The organism is Jeotgalibacillus malaysiensis, assembly GCF_044789845.1.
GTDB classification, from domain to species: Bacteria; Bacillota; Bacilli; order Bacillales; family Jeotgalibacillaceae; genus Jeotgalibacillus; species Jeotgalibacillus malaysiensis_A.
Genome location: NZ_CP085252.1, coordinates 17,501 through 37,500 on the forward strand (window position 1 = coordinate 17,501; position 20,000 = coordinate 37,500).

Consider the following 20,000-nt stretch of genomic DNA (forward strand, 5'->3'; position numbering starts at 1 on the left):
GGGGTGCTCTATTAGGGTGCAAGCCCGAGAGAGCCGCAGTGAATAGGCCCAGGCGACTGTTTAGCAAAAACACAGGTCTCTGCGAAACCGTAAGGTGAAGTATAGGGGCTGACACCTGCCCGGTGCTGGAAGGTTAAGAGGAGTGCTTAGCGCAAGCGAAGGTGCGAATTGAAGCCCCAGTAAACGGCGGCCGTAACTATAACGGTCCTAAGGTAGCGAAATTCCTTGTCGGGTAAGTTCCGACCCGCACGAAAGGTGCAACGATCTGGGCACTGTCTCAACGAGAGACTCGGTGAAATTATAGTACCTGTGAAGATGCAGGTTACCCGCGACAGGACGGAAAGACCCCGTGGAGCTTTACTGCAGCCTGATATTGAATTTTGGCACAGCTTGTACAGGATAGGTAGGAGCCTTGGAAACCGGAGCGCCAGCTTCGGTGGAGGCATTGGTGGGATACTACCCCCGCTGTGTTGAACTTCTAACCCGCACCCGTAATCCGGGTGGGAGACAGTGTCAGGCAGGCAGTTTGACTGGGGCGGTCGCCTCCTAAAGAGTAACGGAGGCGCCCAAAGGTTCCCTCAGAATGGTTGGAAATCATTCGAAGAGTGTAAAGGCATAAGGGAGCTTGACTGCGAGACCTACAAGTCGAGCAGGGTCGAAAGACGGGCTTAGTGATCCGGTGGTTCCGCATGGAAGGGCCATCGCTCAACGGATAAAAGCTACCCCGGGGATAACAGGCTTATCTCCCCCAAGAGTCCACATCGACGGGGAGGTTTGGCACCTCGATGTCGGCTCATCGCATCCTGGGGCTGTAGTCGGTCCCAAGGGTTGGGCTGTTCGCCCATTAAAGCGGTACGCGAGCTGGGTTCAGAACGTCGTGAGACAGTTCGGTCCCTATCCGTCGTGGGCGCAGGAAATTTGAGAGGAGCTGTCCTTAGTACGAGAGGACCGGGATGGACGCACCGCTGGTGTACCAGTTGTCATGCCAATGGCATCGCTGGGTAGCTATGTGCGGACGGGATAAGTGCTGAAAGCATCTAAGCATGAAGCCCCCCTCAAGATGAGATTTCCCACACGCAAGTGGTAAGATCCCTGAAAGATGATCAGGTAGATAGGTTCGAGGTGGAAGCATGGTGACATGTGCAGCTGACGAATACTAATCGATCGAGGACTTAACCAATATAAGAAAGTGGAAGCGACTGGTCAGCTTTGAGAGCTGGTGGAAGCCTGAATGGATGAGACGTCAGTCTCAAACAGGCAGGGTGAAGCAGCCGAAAAGCTAGGAGCTGAAACTGGACTAGGTTGATTCTCGACAATCTCCTTACTTTGATGAACGTATCCAGTTTTGAAGGCGCGAGCCTTATGTCTAGTGATGACAGCGAAGAGGTCACACCCGTTCCCATGCCGAACACGGAAGTTAAGCTCTTCAGCGCCGATGGTAGTTGGGGGTTTCCCCCTGTGAGAGTAGGACGTCGCTAGGCAAACTGAGTCTTCCCTTGAGTGGGAGGGCTTTTTTTGTGCGTTTAAAAACTTTTGAAGGGACAGGATCCCAAAGGCATTTAGAAAATGACAAAGTCCCAATTGCAGGTAAGGCCAAGGGCCATTATTTTAATAAGTAACCCATCATCTCCTCAGGCACTTGACGTGCTGAATCGGTGAGAAAGCTTTTAATCACCGGGTAATCCAATGTTTCTCTATAGGTCATGCATGTATGCCACCATTCTGTTTCGTAGCGGGCGAGCATGCTGAGGTTGTAGAGGATCAGGTAGTGCACCTGCAGTGTATGGGTGGACGAATATTGATCATGCAATGAATTGAATAATTGCTGCATAGTACAGGTTGTAGTTAGTGGTGTGCAGTGCAGCAGTTTTTCTGAGAATGTTGTGTATAGTCCATGCTTTTGAATTTTGACTGTATCTTCTAAAAAGCTGTAGTGTTTCTTTTTAATTTTGCGGGAGGAAACGCCGTGTGCAAGCTGGTTTGATTTTTCAGGATGAAAGGGGTCTTTCATCGTGATCGCAGCTTTTAAAAGATGGGTCATGCCGTAAAATTGCATGACGGGCTGGATGCAGACTGCTGACTGGGCTGACTGCTGATAGAACCGTTCAGCGTGTTCAATATGTGCACATATAGATGCAGCTTTTTGGGTGGCAAATTGTTCTGGATGATCGAAAGCTTCTATTGAATAGTGCTTGTATAAATGCTGAATGACATAGTGTTTCGCATACAAAGGAAGGTAGTGATTCCAATCAAAGTCAGACGTCATACTAAAAATCTCCCAACTATTCTTAATAATCGAACTTATTCCTTCAATATTGACACGCGCGGAACCGGCTGATAACCTTACAATAATATTTTTCGAGACGGGGAGGAAATTGACAATGTGGGAAACGAAATTTGCAAAAGAAGGTTTGACGTTTGATGATGTGCTGCTGGTCCCGGCTAAATCTGAGGTATTACCGCGTGATGTTGATCTGTCAGTGGAGCTTACGGATACAATTAAATTAAATGTACCGATTATCAGTGCAGGTATGGATACGGTGACTGAAGCTGCAATGGCGATTGCAATGGCTCGTTCTGGCGGCCTTGGTGTGATTCATAAGAACATGAGTATCGAAGCACAGGCTGAGCATGTTGAGCGCGTAAAACGTTCTGAAAGTGGCGTTATTACAAACCCGTTCTTCCTAACGCCTGATCATCAGGTATTTGATGCAGAGCATTTAATGGGCAAATATCGTATTTCAGGTGTTCCGATTGTCAATGATATGGATGAGCAGAAGCTGGTTGGTATTATTACAAACCGTGATCTTCGTTTCATTCAGGATTACTCAATGAAGATCGATGATGTTATGACTAAAGAAGATCTTGTAACTGCTTCTGTTGGTACAACTTTAGATGAAGCTGAAAAGATTCTTCAACAATATAAAATAGAAAAACTTCCTTTAGTTGATGATAACGGCATTTTAAAAGGGTTAATCACGATTAAGGATATTGAAAAAGTGATTGAATTCCCGAATTCTGCGAAGGATTCACAGGGACGTCTTTTAGTAGCAGCATCTGTTGGTGTAACAGCAGATGCTGAAAAGCGCGTACAGCAGCTCGTAAAAGCAGGTGTTGATGCACTTGTGATCGATACAGCGCACGGTCATTCACAGGGTGTGCTTGATACGATCGCACTGATCCGCAACTCATTCCCTGATGTTGTGATTATCGCAGGAAACGTTGCGACAGCTGAAGGAACTAAAGCATTGATTGAAGCTGGTGCTGATGTTGTGAAAGTTGGGATCGGTCCAGGTTCAATCTGTACGACACGAGTTGTTGCGGGTGTTGGTGTTCCTCAGGTTACGGCAGTTTATGATTGTGCAACTGAAGCACGTAAACACGGTAAGTCTATTATTGCCGATGGTGGAATCAAGTATTCAGGAGATATCGTGAAGGCACTGGCTGCCGGTGGACATGCAGTGATGCTTGGAAGTCTGCTTGCCGGTACGACTGAAAGTCCTGGTGAAACGGAAATCTTCCAGGGACGCCGCTTCAAGGTTTACCGTGGAATGGGTTCAATGGCCGCAATGGAAAAAGGCTCAAAGGACCGTTACTTCCAGGAAGATGCGAAGAAGCTTGTACCTGAAGGCATCGAAGGCCGTACAGCTTATAAAGGACCGCTTGCTGACACAGTGTATCAGCTGGTAGGCGGAATCCGCAGCGGAATGGGCTACTGTGGTTCGAAAAATCTTCATGAGCTGCGTGAAGAAGCTCAGTTTATCCGCATGACGGGTGCAGGCTTACGCGAAAGTCATCCACATGATGTACAGATTACAAAAGAATCACCAAACTACTCTATGTAATCAAATGAATCAATTTACACATTCGGGCAGGACTCCATTCTTACAGGAGTCCTGCTTTTTTGTCACGGAACAGTGCTATTCTGTCTATACTTTTTGGTATTTGTTTGTGATAAAATTACAAAGGTGTACATAGAAAAGCGGAAGCGCCTTGTTCAGCCCTGGTCAGATATAAGGCATATGACCAGGGAAATTAGCGCATGCAATCGGACACAGAGAACATATCGGAGGTTTAACATGTTTAAAACAAAAGTATTACGCAAGGTAACAACTGGTGCGCTTGCGTTTGGATTATTTTTTGGAAGCAGTGCTTTTACGCACGAGGCAAAGGCAAATGTGATTCAGAACTGGGAAGTGGACGCTTCTATTCTGATTGAAGCTGACACAGGTAAAGTATTATTTGCTGAAAACGCAGATACCCAGCTTGGAATTGCAAGTATGACAAAGATGATGACTGAATACCTTCTTCTTGAAGCGATCGCAAACGGCGAGGTATCCTGGGAGGATCAATATACCGTAACAGATAAAACGTATGAAATTTCTCAGGATACATCACTAAGTAACGTTCCATTACGTAATGGTGAGCAATATTCAATTCAGGAGCTTTATGAAGCCATGGTGATCTACTCTGCAAATGCGGCGACAATTGCCCTTGCAGAAACGGTAGCCGGCTCTGAAGATGAGTTTGTGAAGATGATGAATGACAAGGCGGCTGAACTTGGACTTGAAGATTATAACTTCGTGAATTCCAGTGGATTGAACAACTCAGATATGATGGGTTATCATCCTGAGAGCACCGGTGTTGATGAAGAAAATGTGATGTCAGCACGCGGGACTGCAAAACTTGCCTATCATTTATTAAATGATTTCCCGGAAGTACTTGAAACTTCAAGTATTCCTAATAAAGTATTCCGTGAAGGTACAGAGGACGCAACAAACATGGATAACTGGAATTTCATGCTCCCGTCCCTCGTATTTGAATATGAAGGTGCAGATGGTATTAAAACAGGCACAACTGATTTTGCCGGATACACATTTACAGGAACAGCTGAACGTGATGGCATGCGCCTGATCTCAGTTGTGATGAATGCGACAGACGAAAATGGTGTCGGTTCATATAGTGCACGTTTTGGTGCGACAGCAGAATTATTTGACTACGGATTTGATAACTTCTCTATGCAGGAAATTCTGCCTGCGAACTACACGGTAGAAGGTGAAGAAACACTCGCTGTTGATAAAGGTACTGAAGATTCAGTGGCAATCGAGTCCACTGAGCCTGTACAAGTGATTTTAGAAAACGATCAGGACCCTGCTGAATTCACTCCTGAGCTGATTCTTGATGAGTCTCTTTTAAATGAAGATGGCGAGTTGACAGCACCGATTGAAGAAGGTGCCCAGGTTGGTACGATTAGCATGGCTGCTGCAGGCGGAGAATATGGTTTCTTGGATGACAGTATGGCATCATCTCTTGAAGCTGAAGTGGTCACAACTGAGTCAGTTGAAAAAGCGAACTGGTTTGTACTCAGCATGCGTGCAGTAGGCGGTTTCTTCGGTGGACTTTGGGATACAATCGCCACAACCGTAAAAGGCTGGTTCTAAGAAATTTTTTTGTGTCACGCTTTAATGCACTAAAACCAAGCAGTATTCAAGGTTTTTAGCACAATTTCACATGTTAAAAGCACTTCATGTCTTGACATGGCGTGCTTTTTTAGTGAAGATAAAGATTGGGATAATGAAAAGCATAAAGCGCTGTTTAAGCGTTAAGAGCTGGACAGTATTCTGATCACAAGACTATTTCAAAATTTACCAGTTCCAGCGAAGTGCAGGGTCTGACCCCGGCCTTCGCGGGACTGTTCTACAGGATGAAGGAGGCTTTTACCATGAATACAGGTACGGATCGTGTAAAAAGAGGAATGGCTGAAATGCAAAAAGGCGGCGTGATTATGGACGTTGTCAACGCAGAACAGGCTAAGTTAGCAGAGGCAGCAGGTGCCGTAGCAGTTATGGCACTTGAACGTGTGCCATCTGATATTCGCAGAGACGGCGGAGTTGCCCGTATGGCAGATCTTCGCATTGTAGAAGAGGTTATGAGCGCGGTAAGTATTCCGGTCATGGCAAAAGCAAGAATCGGGCATATTACAGAAGCTCGTGTACTTGAATCAATGGGCGTAGATTATATAGATGAAAGTGAAGTATTAACTCCGGCGGATGAAGAATATCACTTAATGAAGAGTGATTTCACAGTACCATTCGTATGCGGATGCCGCGACCTTGGAGAAGCAGCGCGCCGTATCGGTGAAGGAACGTCAATGCTTCGTACGAAGGGTGAGCCTGGAACAGGTAACATCGTTGAAGCAGTACGCCACATGCGTAAAGTAAACGGTCAGATCCGTAAAGTTGTGAATATGTCTAAGGATGAGCTGATGACTGAAGCGAAGCTGCTTGGTGCGTCATTTGACCTTCTTTTAGAGATTAAAGAACTTGGACGTCTGCCGGTTGTAAACTTCGCTGCAGGCGGTGTTGCAACACCAGCGGATGCTGCACTGATGATGGAGCTTGGCGCTGACGGTGTATTCGTTGGATCAGGTATCTTTAAATCTGATAACCCTGAAAAGTTTGCACGTGCCATTGTTGAAGCAACAACACACTATCAGGATTACGAGTTAATTGCAAAAGTATCAAAAGAGCTTGGTACAGCAATGAAAGGGATGGAAATCTCTTCAATTTCACTAGAAGACCGCATGCAGGAGCGCGGTTGGTAAGAAAGGGCTGATCATCATGACAACAATTGGTGTTTTAGGTTTACAGGGAGCGGTTCGCGAACATGTCCGTTCAATCGAAGCAGGCGGTGCCAAAGCGGTTGTCGTGAAGAAAGCAGAACAGCTCTCTGAAATTGACGGTTTAATTTTACCAGGCGGAGAAAGCACAACGATGCGCCGCCTGATTGATGTATATGGTTTGATGGAGCCGCTAAGAGCATTTGCTGCTTCAGGCAAGCCGATGTTTGGCACGTGTGCCGGGCTGATCCTGCTTGCGGGAGAAATTGTCGGGTATGATGAGCCGCATCTTGGTGTGATGGATGTAGTCGTTGAGCGAAATTCATTCGGCCGTCAAAAGGAAAGCTTTGAAGCGGACCTTTCGATTACAGGCGTTGAAGGAGATCCTTATACTGCAGTCTTCATCCGTGCACCGCACATCGTATCAGCCGGTCCTGATACAGAAATACTTGCAACACACAATGACCGGATCGTGCTTGCACGCCACGGACAATACCTTGGCTGCTCATTCCATCCGGAGCTGACAGATGACCACCGTTTAACTGAGTATTTCATTAAAATGGTTGAGTCACCAGCAGTTGTCATTTAAAAAACAGTTGATCTTTTCCGGGTCATGTAGTAACCTAATTTTTATCAAAACAAACGAAAAGCTGTGACAGAAAGCAGTAGCGAAATGTGCTTATTCAAGAGAGCCTGCGGTCGGTGCAAGCAGGCATAAGACGTTCGTGAATCCATTCTGGAGCGGGAATCTGAAATGATAGTAAGATTCCACGGGCAGGCACCGTTATGCCTTAAGCGGAAAGTACACACGTGCTTTCAACCAGGGTGGTATCGCGGGCTTTAACTCTCGTCCCTTATTATTTTTATAATAAGGGGCGGGAGTTTTTTGTGTTTGCAGGAGAAGGTAGACCCGGGACAGACCCGCCTCTACCCACAGCTTTTCAACTAACCAAAAGGAGGAATTACCATGTTGGATTTAAAAAGGTTACGTAACAATTTTGAAGAAATAAAAGAAAAGATGGCGAAGCGCGGGGAGGATCTGAAGGATTTCGATCAGTTCCAGGCACTCGATCAGGTACGCCGTGAGCTGATTACGAAGACAGAAGAGAAGAAGAGCCGCCGTAATGAAGTATCTCAGGAAATTGCACAGATGAAGCGCGAAAAGAAGAATGCAGACGACGTGATTGCTGAAATGCGTGGTCTTGGTGATGAGATCAAGCAAATTGATGAACGTCTGCGTGAAGTGGAAGAGAAGCTCGAAACGCTGCTATTGTCTATTCCAAACGTACCGCATGACAGTGTGCCGATTGGCGATACTGAGGATGATAACGTTGAAATCCGCAACTGGGGTAAGATCCGTGACTTCGATTTTGAAGCAAAGCCTCACTGGGACGTGGCAACTGACCTTGAAATGCTTGATTTCGAACGTGCCGCAAAGGTAACAGGCAGCCGCTTCGTTTTTTATAAAGGCGCAGGTGCACGTCTTGAGCGCGCATTGATCAACTTCATGATGGACCTACATCAGGATCAGCATGGCTACACTGAAATGCTGCCGCCATACCTTGTGAACCGTGCAAGTATGACAGGTACAGGTCAGCTGCCGAAGTTTGAAGAGGATGCTTTCCGTATTGAGAAAGAGGACTTCTTCCTTGTACCGACGTCTGAGGTACCTGTCACAAACTATCACCGTGACGAAATTTTAAAAATAGATGAGCTGCCAAAAGCATATGTGGCTTACAGCGCGAACTTCCGCTCTGAAGCTGGCTCTGCCGGCCGTGATACACGCGGACTGATCCGTCAGCACCAGTTCAACAAAGTCGAGCTTGTTCGTTTTGCGAAACCTGAAGAGTCTTACGAAACGCTTGAAAAACTGACTGGCCACGCTGAAAAAGTACTTCAGCTGCTTGAGCTTCCATACCGTGTTATGAGCATGTGTACAGCAGATCTAGGCTTCACAGCTGCGAAGAAATACGACATTGAAGTATGGATCCCAAGCTACGGCACCTACCGCGAAATCTCTTCTTGCAGTAACTTTGAAGACTTCCAGGCCCGCCGTGCAAACATCCGCTTCCGCCGCGAGCCAAATGCAAAGCCAGAACACGTGCACACGCTAAACGGCAGTGGTCTTGCAATCGGCCGTACAGTCGCTGCAATCTTAGAGAACTACCAGCAGGAAGACGGCAGTGTAGTGGTGCCTGAAGTACTGCAGCCTTATATGGGTGGTAAGAAGGTTATTTCTAAATAAGTAAGTTAGAGCTGTCCCGGGGTGGGGCGGCTCTTTTTATGATGTGCTGCACTCGGGGCCGGTGCAGATGTAGCAATTGTAGCTGGAATTGTAGCAATCTGGCGTCATGATGTAGTAATCCACTAGGGAGGTTGTAGCAATTACCCATCCAACAGGTAACAACCCAACCAAACGAATGCCCACACCCATTATCCCCGAAAAACTCCCCACTTGACGTTTCAATACCATCCGGCGTATGATGTTTTATAAACTTATATTCCAATCAGAAAGGTATGATATAAATGGCAGCATCTGCTTCCATCCCGCGTCCACTCGTCCGGGCAAACCAATGGACCATTGTTCTTACTGTTGCTGCAGTCTGGATTACTGGACTTCATCACTTATTACTTATTCCACTCCTTGCAGGTCTTGGAGGCGTATTATTTAATTTTAATCCGGTTATGCGTCTGGCTAAGCAGTTTTTAAAGAAGCCGATGAACAGCTATATTCCTGAGGATCGTTCGGACCAGCGTTTTAATCAGATACTGGCTGTATTTTTCCTTGCCGGCGGCTACATTTCTTTTACTTTTGGGTGGACAATTGCAGCGTATACCTTTACAATAATGGTTGTGACTGCGGCATCAGTTGCAATCATGGGCTTTTGTGTCGGATGCTTTATCCGTTTCCAGTGGAAGCAGTGGCAGTATCGCCGAACAAAAGCATCTAAAAATTTTTCATAAATCTTTTTAAAAAGATTGACTGGAACTATTAATCCATGATATTATGTTTCTTGTCGACAGGGAGGTATACCCAAGTCCGGCTGAAGGGATCGGTCTTGAAAACCGACAGGGGTGTAACAGCCCGCGGGGGTTCGAATCCCTCTACCTCCTCCATAATTTTTAAATTAAACATCAACGCGCATAAATTGGAGAAAGTCACTGCTTAGGCAGTGGCTTTTTTGTATATAAAAATGATCATTCTCTGCCGGCTGCACTCTGTAAAAAGGGTGCTATTTTTCTTTTTCGCAAAAAACCGTGAATTTTCCCGACTCCTAATACTAAAAATAAGAACGTATGTTTGGTATAATGTGAAAAAGGAGTGATGATATGCAAAAAAGTTTATATGATATCGCTGTGAAAATGCGGAGTGGTGGGGAAAGAGAGACATTGGAGCTGCTGTCGACGTTCGAACCGATCATTCACAAATACGGCCGGATTCTCGATGGGGAAGATACCAAACAGGATTTGAAGCTACATTTACTGAAGGTTGCCCGAAAAATGCCGCTCGAACAATTAAAAGACAATAATAAAATTATCTTCAGCTATCTGGCAAAATCATTAAAGTATGAATTTATCCGTTTATCAAAAAAGAATAGTAAAAAGATCGAAATTGAACAAGCTTTTGAGGTGAAAAATGTAGCAGATGAAGCAGCAATGAATTCGGAGATTGAACTGCTTGAAATGATGGAGGTGCTGACCAGTCAGGAGTCGTTTGTTATTGAGTGTATGTATGTGAGTGATTTATCTGCGACAGAACTTGCCCAATATATGAAGATTTCAAGACAGGCGGTGAATCAGACGAAAAACAGAGCGCTTGAGAAAATGAAATGTCTTTATTTTGGACACGAAAAAGAGAAAAGGAAGCCATCAGATTCAAAGTAGTGACCAGACCACAAGAACAGATGCTCCTTTTCCCTGTCTCAATTATAGCTTATTTGAGACGAAAATTCATACATGGAAAACCCGGCGGCGTATCGGCACACCGCCGGGTTTTTCTTACCGTCCATCCTTCTTCAGCAGCATCTCAATCAGCTGCAGTGTCTCCTCAAGTTTCCGGTTGGTCTCAAAAAACTTATCCTCCCGCTCCTTATTCATCCGCAGCACGTAAAACAACAGTCCCGCAAACAAAACCGCAAACACACCCTGCGTCGACAATACATCTATCAAAATTTTCTCCATCAAAAAATCCCCCTTTTACTCTATATAAAAGGAGGATCAAGTCGTTTTGTAAACGGTGGGTTTGAATTTTATATAAATTGGCTGAAGATTTCCACTTCAGGGGGACGCTTTCCGCGGCCGGGCGGTGAGCCCGCAGGCTTCGCCGTGCTCGGTCTCACACGTCCCTTCCTGCCGCAGGAGTCGCCCCCTTCCGCTCCAACCATCAGCTGTGCAGATTCAAAGTTTGGCTTATATCAAATAAAACAATAAAAGTAAGATGATTTAATACTCACTCAGCTGGCTCTTGGAGTAAAGGACGAAGACTCCTGCGGAAAAACGATCGGGAAAGACCCCGCAGGGCAGTGGTTTTCTGCCCGAGGAGGCTTGAGCGTTCGTCCGCGGAAAGCGAAGTCCTTTACGGAAAGAGCCAGCGATTCTTTAAAAACTTACTTCTTCAAAAGAGAAGTCTGCTGAATAAACGAACCGATCTTCTCAAGAATCGGATCAATCGAATCCGGATTCTTCACAAGGTCATAATCGTTAATATTCAGGCGCAGCACAGGGCATGCATTGAATGAATCAATCCAGTTCTCATAGCGCCCGTGCATCTCTTCCCAGTAAGCAAGCGGTGTTTCCTGCTCCATCGGGCGGCCTCTTGCCTGAATGCGCGTTACGATATCATCAATCGATCCTTCAAGATACACAAGCAGACTCGGGTGCGGGAAGTATGGCGTCATGACCATTGCTTCAAACAGACTAGTATACGTTTCATAATCGACCGGAGACATCGTACCTTTTTCGTAATGCATTTTCGCAAAAATGCCTGTATCTTCATAGATCGAGCGGTCCTGAATAAAGCCGCCGCCGTATTCGAACATGCGCTTTTGTTCCTTGAAGCGTTCTGCCAGGAAATAAACCTGTAGATGGAAGCTCCATTTTTCGAAGTCTTTATAGAATTTATCCAGGTAGGGATTGGCTTCAACCTTTTCAAAAGATGTTCTGAACTGTAAGTGTTCAGCGATTTTTTGCGTCATCGTTGATTTTCCGACGCCGACAGTTCCTGCGATTGTAATGACAGCATCATTCGGGATGCCGAATCGTTCACGTGCGTTCATAGTGTAGTACTCCTTTTAAGTAATGATTCTTCGACCTTTTGAAGGACTAGTCCGAGGTCTTGCTCGTAGTTGACGAAATCAATGTCGTCACCGTTGATCCGCAGTACCGGAATTTCCGGATGCGTTTTTTCGAAGTGATGAATGAATTCCTCATAATCTGCTGAGAGCTGCTCTAAGTATAGCGGGCTCATATCTCTTTCAAATTCGCGTCCGCGCAGCTTGACGCGCTTCAGTAATGTCTCAAGGCTTGCGTGAAGGTACACAACGACATTCGGTTTTGGCATATCAGCCGTTAAAATGCGGTACACTTCAAGGTACTTATCGTATTCCTCGGGACGCAGCGTGCGTTTGGCGAAAATGATATTTTTGAAAATGTGGTAATCTGCAGCGACAGGCTTATGTGCTGACAGGTAGTGACGCTGAATATCGCTCAGCTGTTTATAGCGGTTGCAGAGAAAGAACATCTCTGTCTGGAAGCTCCACTCATCAATGTTTGAGTAGAATTTATCTAAAAAAGGATTCTCATCGACAATCTCTTTTAATAAATGAAAATCAAAGTGTTCGGAAATGGCTTTAGCAAGAGACGTCTTTCCGACGCCAATCGGCCCTTCCACAGTCACAAACGGAATGGTCGTCATTCTCGTTTTCCTCCTTATTCTCCAGTCAAGCCGGTTCAGTTCGCACCCGTAATTGTACCATATACACCAGGCGAAAAGTAGGCAGATTTAGACGAAAAAAGACAAGGAACGTGATATCACGCACCTTGTCCTTATGAAATAATTATCTGAGCTTAACAGGGGTGAACTGGTCGCCGAGGAGCAGCCAGTTTTGCGGAAAAGAAAGGCCAAGCTTCCAGTAACTCATCCCGCGCAAATTCAGTTCTTTTAACAAATCAAATTTTGCCTGGATCGACCGGGCATCCTCAAACCAGATAATATGATCCTTCCCGTCAGCCGTATACTCGATAAAAGGTGCCTGGGATGTAGTATCATATTGAATCGGCACACCCTGGGTTGCAGCGATTTCAATGGCCTGCTGCGGACTGATCGCACGGGCCTGGGTCCCCTGGACAAATGGCAGCGTCCAGTCATAGCCGTAAAGGTTCTGACCTATCATAATTTTACTCGCAGGCATTTCAGTCAGCGCATATTCAAGCACATCTCTTACCGGACCAATCGGGGAAACTGCCTGCGCGGGTCCTCCGCTATAGCCCCATTCGTACGTCATGATCACAACAAAATCCACAATCTCGCCAATCGCTTTGTAATTATGTGCCTCATACCATCTCCCAGGCTGATCCGCCCGCGTTTTTGGGGCAAGTGCAGCTGACACGAGCCAGCCTTCCTGTGAATAGCGTTCTTTTGCTTTTGCTAAAAATGCGGTGTACGCCTCCTCATCCTCGGGGCGCAGATATTCAAAATCAAAGTGAATGTCACGAAATCCAAATTGCTTAGCAGTTGTTTCTATATGATCCAAAAGATTATTCTGCACCGTCATATCATTTAAAAGAATCCTGCCGAGCTCATCATTAAATCCACCTTCTTCAAGGTTCGTGATCACCATCATCAGGGTGTTCCGGTTCTCTTCGGCAATCTGCACAAACGGTTCGACCGGAAGCGTGCTGAGTGAGCCATCACGTTTAGCCTGAAAGCTGAAAGGGGCAAGGTAGGTCAGATAAGGAGCGGCTTCCCTTGTGCGGAGCAGGATATTTTCAGAAACCGTCTCTCCAAAAGGCTCTGCATATGCATTAAACTCTGCAGACGTCTTTGGCTTTGGGGGTAAATAAAGCCGCCAGCCGATCGCAAGCGGCTGCTCAGGTGACAGTCCATTAATTGATGCGAGTTCCTGATAGGTGACGCCGGCTTTTTGGGCAATTGAATAAAGAGAGTCTCCTGTCTGTACAAAATAAAAGCTTCCGGTAATCGGAATAACGACCGCCTGACCCGGGACGAGCTGATCGGGGTTTGGCAGCTGGTTGGCATCTGCAATTTGCTGGGGAGTGATGGAATAAAGGGCACTGATTGTAAACAGGTTCTCACCCGGTTGAACGACGTGAATTTGCATAAGGAACTCCTTTCCCTTATAGAGAATATAGACGCTATTTTCAACTATATGATAAGATCAGAAAAAAATGAGCAAAGGAAGAATGTGATGACTGAACGCGATGAATACTGGATGCAGCAGGCAATTGCGGAAGCGAAAAAAGCTGAAGCGATTCGTGAAGTGCCGATCGGAGCTGTGATTGTCAAAGGTGACGAGATGATTGCTTCCGCTTATAACCTGCGTGAAACAACGCAGAACGCTGTCACGCATGCTGAGCTGCTCGCAATCGAAAAAGCATGTGATGCTGTTGGCAGCTGGCGGCTTGAACATACTACGCTTTATGTCACGCTTGAGCCCTGTCCAATGTGCAGCGGAGCAATTTTGCTTTCGCGGGTGGACCGCGTCGTATACGGGGCACGTGATCCGAAGGCGGGATGTGCAGGCAGTCTGATGAATTTACTGGAGGATGACCGATTTAATCACCGGTGTGAAGTCGTGCCGGATGTGCTTGGAGAAGCGTGCGGACAGATGCTGACAGACTTTTTCAGAGGGCTGCGTGAGGAAAAGAAATTGAAGAAGCAGATGTTAATAGATCCTGATTGATTTTTCTGTCTGCAGGTAGTATACTAAATCTTGCGTTGTCAAAAGACGCAAATGATTATTGGTCTCATTTTTGCCGTGCTAGGTGGGGAATTAGCGGTGCCCTGTATTCGCAATCCGCTCTAGCGAAACTGAATCCCTTCTCGAGGCTGCCATGCTTCATGGTCTGCCTTCTGTAAGTGGTGTTGACGTTTGGGTCCTGCGCAATGGGAATTCATGAACCATGTCAGGTCCGGAAGGAAGCAGCATTAAGTGGAACCTCTCATGTGCCGCGGGGCTGCCTGAACCGAGCTAACTGCAGGAGTAACGCATGGGGCTGTCAGTCGACAGAAGGTGCACGGCATTTTAATTTTATATAATCAAAGTCACTTCGGATTTTCCGGGGTGGCTTTTTTGTTTTGGGATTTTGGGTCTCTGCCGGGCTGGGGAGGCCTGAGTACCTGAAGTGTCGAACATTGGCCGGTGAACGTCGAACGTGGTGCTTTAAAGCGCGAACCCTTTATGTTAAACGCCGAACCAGCATGGTTGAAAAGCGAACCGCCCCCGACCGGCGAAGTGCAGCGCGGTCTGGAGGAGGTCAAATTACACTATTCTTTGAACCACAGGCGTACTTCTCCGAACACCATTCATTATTCTCCGAACCCCGCCACAACAGCATACATAACTCATCAAAATCCCTCGAAAATCCCATTATTTGGACGTTTCCTGAATCATTTTTAAAGGTATGTTAACCTTAAATACATTACAATTGAAAAGGGGAAGACGAATGAATTCGAAAAAATCGCCAGTATTGACGATTTCTGTCGGACTCGCAGTCATTTATGTTTGAAACGTTCGGGTGGTATTACCAGCTGCTTGTAAGGGGTATGTTTATTTTTGCGGTGTATCTTGCATTTGGCCGCTTCGGTAAAATTAAGCTTGGACCACAGGATGGAAAGCCTGAGTTCAGCAGACCGGTCTGGTTTTCAATGCTGTTTTCAGCAGGAATCGGGATTGGGCTATTCTTTTACGGTGTATCAGAGCCGATCGGTCACTTTTCATCACCGCCTTATGGGGAAGGTGGAACACCCGCTGATGCTGTGAGTGGTGTTGCCTACACGTGGCTGCACTGGGGTTTTCACGCATGGGCGATCTACGCACTTGTTGCACTTACGCTTGCACTCCAGCAATTCCGCTATCATACTCCAGGGTTAATGAGTTCTACGCTTTATTCTGTATTAGGTGACAGGGTAAAAGGGCCAATTGGTCACGCAGTTGATATTATCGCTGTTTTTGCCACACTGTTTGGTGTTGCAGCTTCCCTCGGACTTGGTGCCCAGCAGGTCAACTCAGGACTTGTCTTCTTATTTGATGCACCTTACAATTTTACGGTTCAGCTCATTATCATGCTGATCATTACAGTGATCTTCGTGATTTCAGCGTCTACCGGGATTCATAAAGGAATCAAATACTTAAGTACGATTAATATATCTATTTCGTTTATATTTCTCGTTTTTATCTTTATTACAGGACCGACACTCTTTATGCTGAATATGTTTGTGTCAGGTCTTGCTGAGTACTTATCTATTTTTATTCCGATGTCGCTTCAGGTGAACCCTGTAAATGATCAGGCTTCAAGCTGGACGGAAGGATGGACGATTTTCTACTGGGCGTGGTGGATTTCATGGACACCGTTTGTCGGTATGTTTATTGCCCGTATTTCTAAAGGGAGAACAATCCGCGAATTTATTGTCGGGGTGATTTTGGTACCGAGTTTTGTCATGTTCATCTGGTTTGCTTTTGTCGGCGGAACGGGGATTTACTATGAGCTGTATGAAGGACTTGAAGTATCTGCGCAATCGCTTGAGACGGCACTATTCTTTGTGCTGCAGGAGCTGCCATTTACAACATTTATGTCATTTTTCACGATTGTCATTGTCACAATCTTCTTCGTGACAACAGCTGATTCAGCCACTTTCGTATTAGGGATGCAGTCAACAAATGGGAATCTGAACCCGTCAACAAGAATTAAAATCACATGGGGTGTGCTGTTTGTTTCGATTACAGCGATTCTGCTGTTAGTCGGGGGATTACAGGCATTCCAGACTGCCATAGTGATCAGTGCGCTGCCGCTTTCAGTCATTGTCATCCTGATGTGTGTCGGGCTTTGGAAAACGTTAAATAAAGAAGTGAAAGGTAAAAAATCATAGATTGACTTCCGGGTGAATTCCTCTCTTTTTAAAGTGTCAGCAGCACAGATTTGCGTTATACTGAAGGGAGGAATTCATTACAGATGAGGAGGGTACACAATGGCTTATCAAGCGTTATACCGCGTGTGGCGCCCACAGGAATTTGCTGACGTTGTAGGGCAGCAGCACGTGACAAAAACGCTGCAGAACGCCCTCTTACAGGAAAAAATCTCCCATGCTTATTTATTTTCCGGCCCCCGTGGTACCGGAAAGACAAGTGCGGCGAAAATTTTAGCCAAAGCGGTGAACTGTGAGCATGCACCAGTAAAAGAACCGTGCAATGAGTGTGCGATCTGTAAGGGGATTACAGATGGCTCAATCTCTGATGTCATAGAACTCGATGCCGCTTCAAATAACGGTGTCGACGAAATTCGTGATATCCGTGACAAAGTAAAATACGCGCCGAATGAAGGGCGCTACAAGGTATATATCGTAGATGAAGTGCATATGCTGACGCCCGGGGCTTTTAATGCGTTACTTAAAACGCTGGAAGAACCGCCAAAGCATGTCATCTTTATCCTCGCAACAACTGAACCGCACAAAATCCCACTGACCATCATTTCCCGCTGTCAGCGTTTTGATTTTAAGAGAATCACTGCCCATGACATCACAGGGAGAATGCAGCATATTGCGGAATCATCCGGTGTAACGGTTGAAGAAAGAGCGCTTCACATTATCGCACGGACCGCTGAAGGCGGAATGCGTGATGCACTCAGCTTACTTGACCAGGCCATCTCATTCAGCGGTGAGCAGGTAACGGTTGATGATGCACTGACAGTAACAGGCTCCATTGGACAGGAACAGCTGACGAATCTCGTCAAAGCCATTATTGATCAGGATACAGCTTCAGCGCTTGATGCGATCCACCGTCTGCTAGAAGAAGGAAAGGACCCTTTAAGATTGATTGAAGACCTGATTTTATACAGCCGTGATCTGCTGCTTTATAAAACAGCACCAGAGCTTGAGGATTCCCTTGAGCGCGTATTGTCAGATGAAGCGTTCAAAGAAATCGCAGAGTCTGTTGCGTCTGAGCTGCTTTATCAGTACATTGAAGTGCTGAACAAGACGCAGCAGGAAATGAGACTCTCGAATCACGCACGAACCCATTTGGAAGTAGCGGCTGTGAAGCTTTCTCAGTCGGAGCGGCCAAAGACTGCGCAGGCAGTGGATATTCCGGATCTGCAGCAGCTCATCAACCGCGTGAATCAGCTTGAAGGTGAACTGAAAAACCTGAGAACAAACGGCGTTCAGGAAGAATCGGCTCAACCCTCAGCTCCTGCAGCAAAAAAGCAGACGCGCCAAAGTACGTTTAAAGCACCGACAGGCCGGATTAAAGAAGTGCTCAGAAATGCAACGAAGGATGACATATCACAGATCAAAAACCGCTGGGGTGACATGCTTGAGAGTATGAACCGTCAGCAGCTGAGGTCGCTCACAGCTCTTTTAAATGAAGCTGAGCCAGTTGCAGCATCGCAGGACACTTTTGTGTTAAAATTCAAATATGAGATTCATTGCAAAATGGCAATGGAAAACAATAAGCTGACTGACACAATGCCTTCCATTCTTCAGGAGCTTACAGGCACTTTTTATTCAGTGATCGGTGTTCCGGAAGATCAGTGGCTTGAGATTCGCGAAGACTTTATTCAAAATCAGGAAGATGATGAGAATGAAGGGGAAGCGAAGGAAGATCCGCTGATTGAAGAAGCAAGGAAACTTGTCGGCTCAGACTTACTCGATATTCAAGACTAAATTATTCGGAGGTAATACACATGCGTGGTGGAGGAAATATGCAAGGTATGATGAAGCAGATGCAGAAAATGCAGAAGCAAATGGCAAAGGCACAGGAAGAGCTTGGAGAAAAGCGTCTGACTGGTACAGCTGGTGGCGGAATGGTAACAGTCACTGTTTCAGGTCACAAGGAAGTTGTAGATGTTGAAATTAAAGAAGAAGTTGTAGACCCGGAAGACATCGAAATGCTACAGGACCTTGTTTTAGCCGCAACAAACGAGGCAATGAAGGCAGCTGACGAATTGACCAATTCTACAATGGGACAGTTCACTAAAGGCATGAACCTCCCGGGGATGTTTTAATACGTGCACTACCCGGAACCGATATCCAAGCTGATTGACAGCTTCATGAAACTGCCAGGCATTGGGCCGAAAACAGCGGCCCGGCTGGCGTTTTTTGTATTAGGAATGAAAGAAGACACAGTGCTCGATTTCGCAAAAGCGCTGGTCAACGCCAAGCGGAATCTCGGATTTTGCTCTGTTTGCGGACATATTACAGACCAGGATCCATGCTATATCTGTGAAGATCAAAAGCGCGACCGTTCGATTATCTGTGTCGTTCAGGACCCTAAAGACGTGATTGCAATGGAAAAAATGAGAGAATATACAGGGCTTTACCACGTCCTTCACGGTGCAATTTCACCAATGGACGGTATTGGTCCGGAAGACATCAATGTGCCGGATCTTCTGAAGCGACTTCAGGATGATGAAGTCCAGGAAGTCATTTTAGCGACAAATCCGAATATTGAAGGTGAAGCGACAGCGATGTATATTTCAAGACTGCTGCGCCCTTCAGGCATTAAAGTAACCCGTATCGCGCACGGTCTCCCTGTTGGCGGAGATCTCGAGTATGCGGATGAAGTCACGCTTTCAAAAGCACTTGAAGGCAGAAGAGACGTATAACACCGATTCAAAGGAGCTTGCGCCATGCTGTTTCGCAAAAAAGGAAAGCTGAAAAAAGAGTATGACGACCGGCTCGTCCAACTGATGCAACAAGCCAGAGAAGAATGGCAGCAGCAAAAAAACCTGTCAAATCTGAGCTTTGAAAAAAGCCCGCAGATGCTTGCTGAAGAAAAAATGGCCGAAGCACGCTACTTTTATCTATTTAAAGAAGCCCGCCACAGAAAAATTGTCATAAAGTAAATAACGTCCACATAAGATATGTATAAGACGAAAAGCGTAAGGCGCTTGATCAGCCCCGATCAGCATAAGACGCACTGAGAGAAACGGGCGACCTATCCCGTTTTCTCAGAGTGGCTTATGACTCGAGGGGCTAGCGCCTGAAGCTGGACAACTTTCTAACTTCCAAAAGGGGAGGAGTGTACATGATCTGGCTGTGGGTGCTGGGGACGCTCACGACTGTCATTTTGATTCTGGCGGTAGGGACCGTTCCTTTTTTAAAATGGCTGTGGCGGATCGGGACGAAATGGGTAGTGGGGCTCGGGTT

Annotated in this window: 19 protein-coding genes, 1 tRNA gene, 2 rRNA genes, 1 other RNA gene and 1 other annotated feature (2 of these 24 running past the window's edge); of the genes, 18 read left to right on the forward strand and 5 right to left on the reverse strand. The window is 46.2% G+C overall.

The window, feature by feature from the left end; genetic code table 11:
* Window positions 1–1,180 (forward strand): 23S ribosomal RNA (locus LG330_RS00080); it begins 1,747 nt to the left of the window's first position.
* 185 nt (window positions 1,181–1,365) lie between these two features.
* Window positions 1,366–1,481 (forward strand): 5S ribosomal RNA (rrf, locus tag LG330_RS00085).
* 122 nt (window positions 1,482–1,603) lie between these two features.
* Here rrf and LG330_RS00090 read toward each other — a convergent pair.
* The gene (locus tag LG330_RS00090; RefSeq protein ID WP_404406557.1) at window positions 1,604–2,266 is read right to left on the reverse strand and encodes a YaaC family protein; all 663 of its coding nucleotides are present in this window, start codon (window positions 2,264–2,266) and stop codon (window positions 1,604–1,606) included.
* A 115-nt stretch (window positions 2,267–2,381) separates the two neighbouring features.
* Here LG330_RS00090 and guaB point away from each other — a divergent pair, with 115 nt between their 5' ends.
* The 8 genes from guaB to LG330_RS00130 all read left to right on the forward strand — a co-directional run bounded on the left by guaB (window position 2,382) and on the right by LG330_RS00130 (window position 10,504).
* On the forward strand, window positions 2,382–3,845 hold the full coding sequence (guaB, locus tag LG330_RS00095; protein ID WP_404406559.1) for an IMP dehydrogenase: 1,464 nt from the start codon (window positions 2,382–2,384) through the stop codon (window positions 3,843–3,845).
* A 234-nt stretch (window positions 3,846–4,079) separates the two neighbouring features.
* Window positions 4,080–5,441 carry a D-alanyl-D-alanine carboxypeptidase family protein gene (locus LG330_RS00100; RefSeq protein ID WP_404406561.1) on the forward strand — a complete coding sequence of 454 codons (1,362 nt, stop codon included), beginning with the start codon at window positions 4,080–4,082 and terminating at the stop codon, window positions 5,439–5,441.
* A gap of 281 nt (window positions 5,442–5,722) precedes the next feature.
* Window positions 5,723–6,604 (forward strand): pyridoxal 5'-phosphate synthase lyase subunit PdxS, encoded by an 882-nt coding sequence (pdxS, locus tag LG330_RS00105; protein ID WP_404406563.1) that lies wholly within the window; start codon window positions 5,723–5,725, stop codon window positions 6,602–6,604.
* Between the two features lie 16 nt (window positions 6,605–6,620).
* Complete coding sequence (gene pdxT / locus LG330_RS00110) at window positions 6,621–7,208, forward strand: pyridoxal 5'-phosphate synthase glutaminase subunit PdxT (protein WP_404406565.1); 588 nt, start codon at window positions 6,621–6,623, stop codon at window positions 7,206–7,208.
* Window positions 7,209–7,262: 54 nt separating this feature from the next.
* Window positions 7,263–7,477: a binding site (T-box leader), on the forward strand.
* A 109-nt stretch (window positions 7,478–7,586) separates the two neighbouring features.
* Window positions 7,587–8,864 carry a serine--tRNA ligase gene (gene serS / locus LG330_RS00115; protein ID WP_404406567.1) on the forward strand — a complete coding sequence of 426 codons (1,278 nt, stop codon included), beginning with the start codon at window positions 7,587–7,589 and terminating at the stop codon, window positions 8,862–8,864.
* 281 nt (window positions 8,865–9,145) lie between these two features.
* A complete protein-coding gene (locus LG330_RS00120; RefSeq protein ID WP_404406569.1) occupies window positions 9,146–9,583 on the forward strand; it encodes a DUF4395 domain-containing protein in 438 nt (145 codons plus the stop codon).
* A gap of 60 nt (window positions 9,584–9,643) precedes the next feature.
* Window positions 9,644–9,736: transfer RNA gene (locus tag LG330_RS00125), tRNA-Ser, on the forward strand.
* Between the two features lie 213 nt (window positions 9,737–9,949).
* Window positions 9,950–10,504 carry a sigma-70 family RNA polymerase sigma factor gene (locus LG330_RS00130; RefSeq protein ID WP_404406571.1) on the forward strand — a complete coding sequence of 185 codons (555 nt, stop codon included), beginning with the start codon at window positions 9,950–9,952 and terminating at the stop codon, window positions 10,502–10,504.
* A 114-nt stretch (window positions 10,505–10,618) separates the two neighbouring features.
* Here LG330_RS00130 and LG330_RS00135 read toward each other — a convergent pair whose 3' ends face one another.
* The 4 genes from LG330_RS00135 to LG330_RS00150 form a co-directional block, all read right to left on the reverse strand.
* Entirely contained in the window at window positions 10,619–10,801 is a 183-nt protein-coding gene (locus LG330_RS00135; protein ID WP_041120737.1) for a BhlA/UviB family holin-like peptide, read from the reverse strand.
* A gap of 425 nt (window positions 10,802–11,226) precedes the next feature.
* A complete protein-coding gene (locus LG330_RS00140; protein WP_404406573.1) occupies window positions 11,227–11,895 on the reverse strand; it encodes a deoxynucleoside kinase in 669 nt (222 codons plus the stop codon).
* Window positions 11,892–12,533 carry a deoxynucleoside kinase gene (locus LG330_RS00145; protein ID WP_404406575.1) on the reverse strand — a complete coding sequence of 214 codons (642 nt, stop codon included), beginning with the start codon at window positions 12,531–12,533 and terminating at the stop codon, window positions 11,892–11,894. The genes LG330_RS00140 and LG330_RS00145 overlap by 4 nt, the downstream gene beginning before the upstream one ends.
* 142 nt (window positions 12,534–12,675) lie before the next feature.
* Entirely contained in the window at window positions 12,676–13,959 is a 1,284-nt protein-coding gene (locus LG330_RS00150; protein WP_404406577.1) for a glycosyl hydrolase family 18 protein, read from the reverse strand.
* An 87-nt stretch (window positions 13,960–14,046) separates the two neighbouring features.
* Here LG330_RS00150 and tadA point away from each other — a divergent pair, with 87 nt between their 5' ends.
* From tadA to LG330_RS00190, 8 genes are all read left to right on the forward strand, one after another.
* A complete protein-coding gene (gene tadA, locus LG330_RS00155) occupies window positions 14,047–14,541 on the forward strand; it encodes a tRNA adenosine(34) deaminase TadA (RefSeq protein ID WP_404406579.1) in 495 nt (164 codons plus the stop codon).
* A 73-nt stretch (window positions 14,542–14,614) separates the two neighbouring features.
* Window positions 14,615–14,879: signal recognition particle sRNA large type (gene ffs / locus LG330_RS00160), an RNA gene on the forward strand.
* Window positions 14,880–15,338: 459 nt separating this feature from the next.
* Window positions 15,339–16,727 carry a BCCT family transporter gene (locus tag LG330_RS00165; RefSeq protein WP_404409457.1) on the forward strand — a complete coding sequence of 463 codons (1,389 nt, stop codon included), beginning with the start codon at window positions 15,339–15,341 and terminating at the stop codon, window positions 16,725–16,727.
* Between the two features lie 99 nt (window positions 16,728–16,826).
* The gene (dnaX, locus tag LG330_RS00170) at window positions 16,827–18,515 is read left to right on the forward strand and encodes a DNA polymerase III subunit gamma/tau (protein ID WP_404406581.1); all 1,689 of its coding nucleotides are present in this window, start codon (window positions 16,827–16,829) and stop codon (window positions 18,513–18,515) included.
* Window positions 18,516–18,535: 20 nt separating this feature from the next.
* On the forward strand, window positions 18,536–18,856 hold the full coding sequence (locus LG330_RS00175; RefSeq protein ID WP_039806113.1) for a YbaB/EbfC family nucleoid-associated protein: 321 nt from the start codon (window positions 18,536–18,538) through the stop codon (window positions 18,854–18,856).
* A gap of 3 nt (window positions 18,857–18,859) precedes the next feature.
* Window positions 18,860–19,456, forward strand: coding sequence for a recombination mediator RecR (recR, locus tag LG330_RS00180; RefSeq protein WP_041120745.1), 597 nt, complete (start codon window positions 18,860–18,862; stop codon window positions 19,454–19,456).
* Window positions 19,457–19,480: 24 nt separating this feature from the next.
* Window positions 19,481–19,696: a YaaL family protein gene (locus tag LG330_RS00185; protein ID WP_404406584.1), complete on the forward strand. Its 216-nt coding sequence runs from the start codon at window positions 19,481–19,483 to the stop codon at window positions 19,694–19,696.
* A gap of 182 nt (window positions 19,697–19,878) precedes the next feature.
* A protein-coding gene (locus LG330_RS00190) for a pro-sigmaK processing inhibitor BofA family protein (protein ID WP_404406586.1) crosses the window boundary here: on the forward strand, window positions 19,879–20,000 show its start. It continues 133 nt past the right edge of the window; only the first 122 of its 255 coding nucleotides appear in the window; its start codon is at window positions 19,879–19,881; its stop codon lies off the right edge, out of view.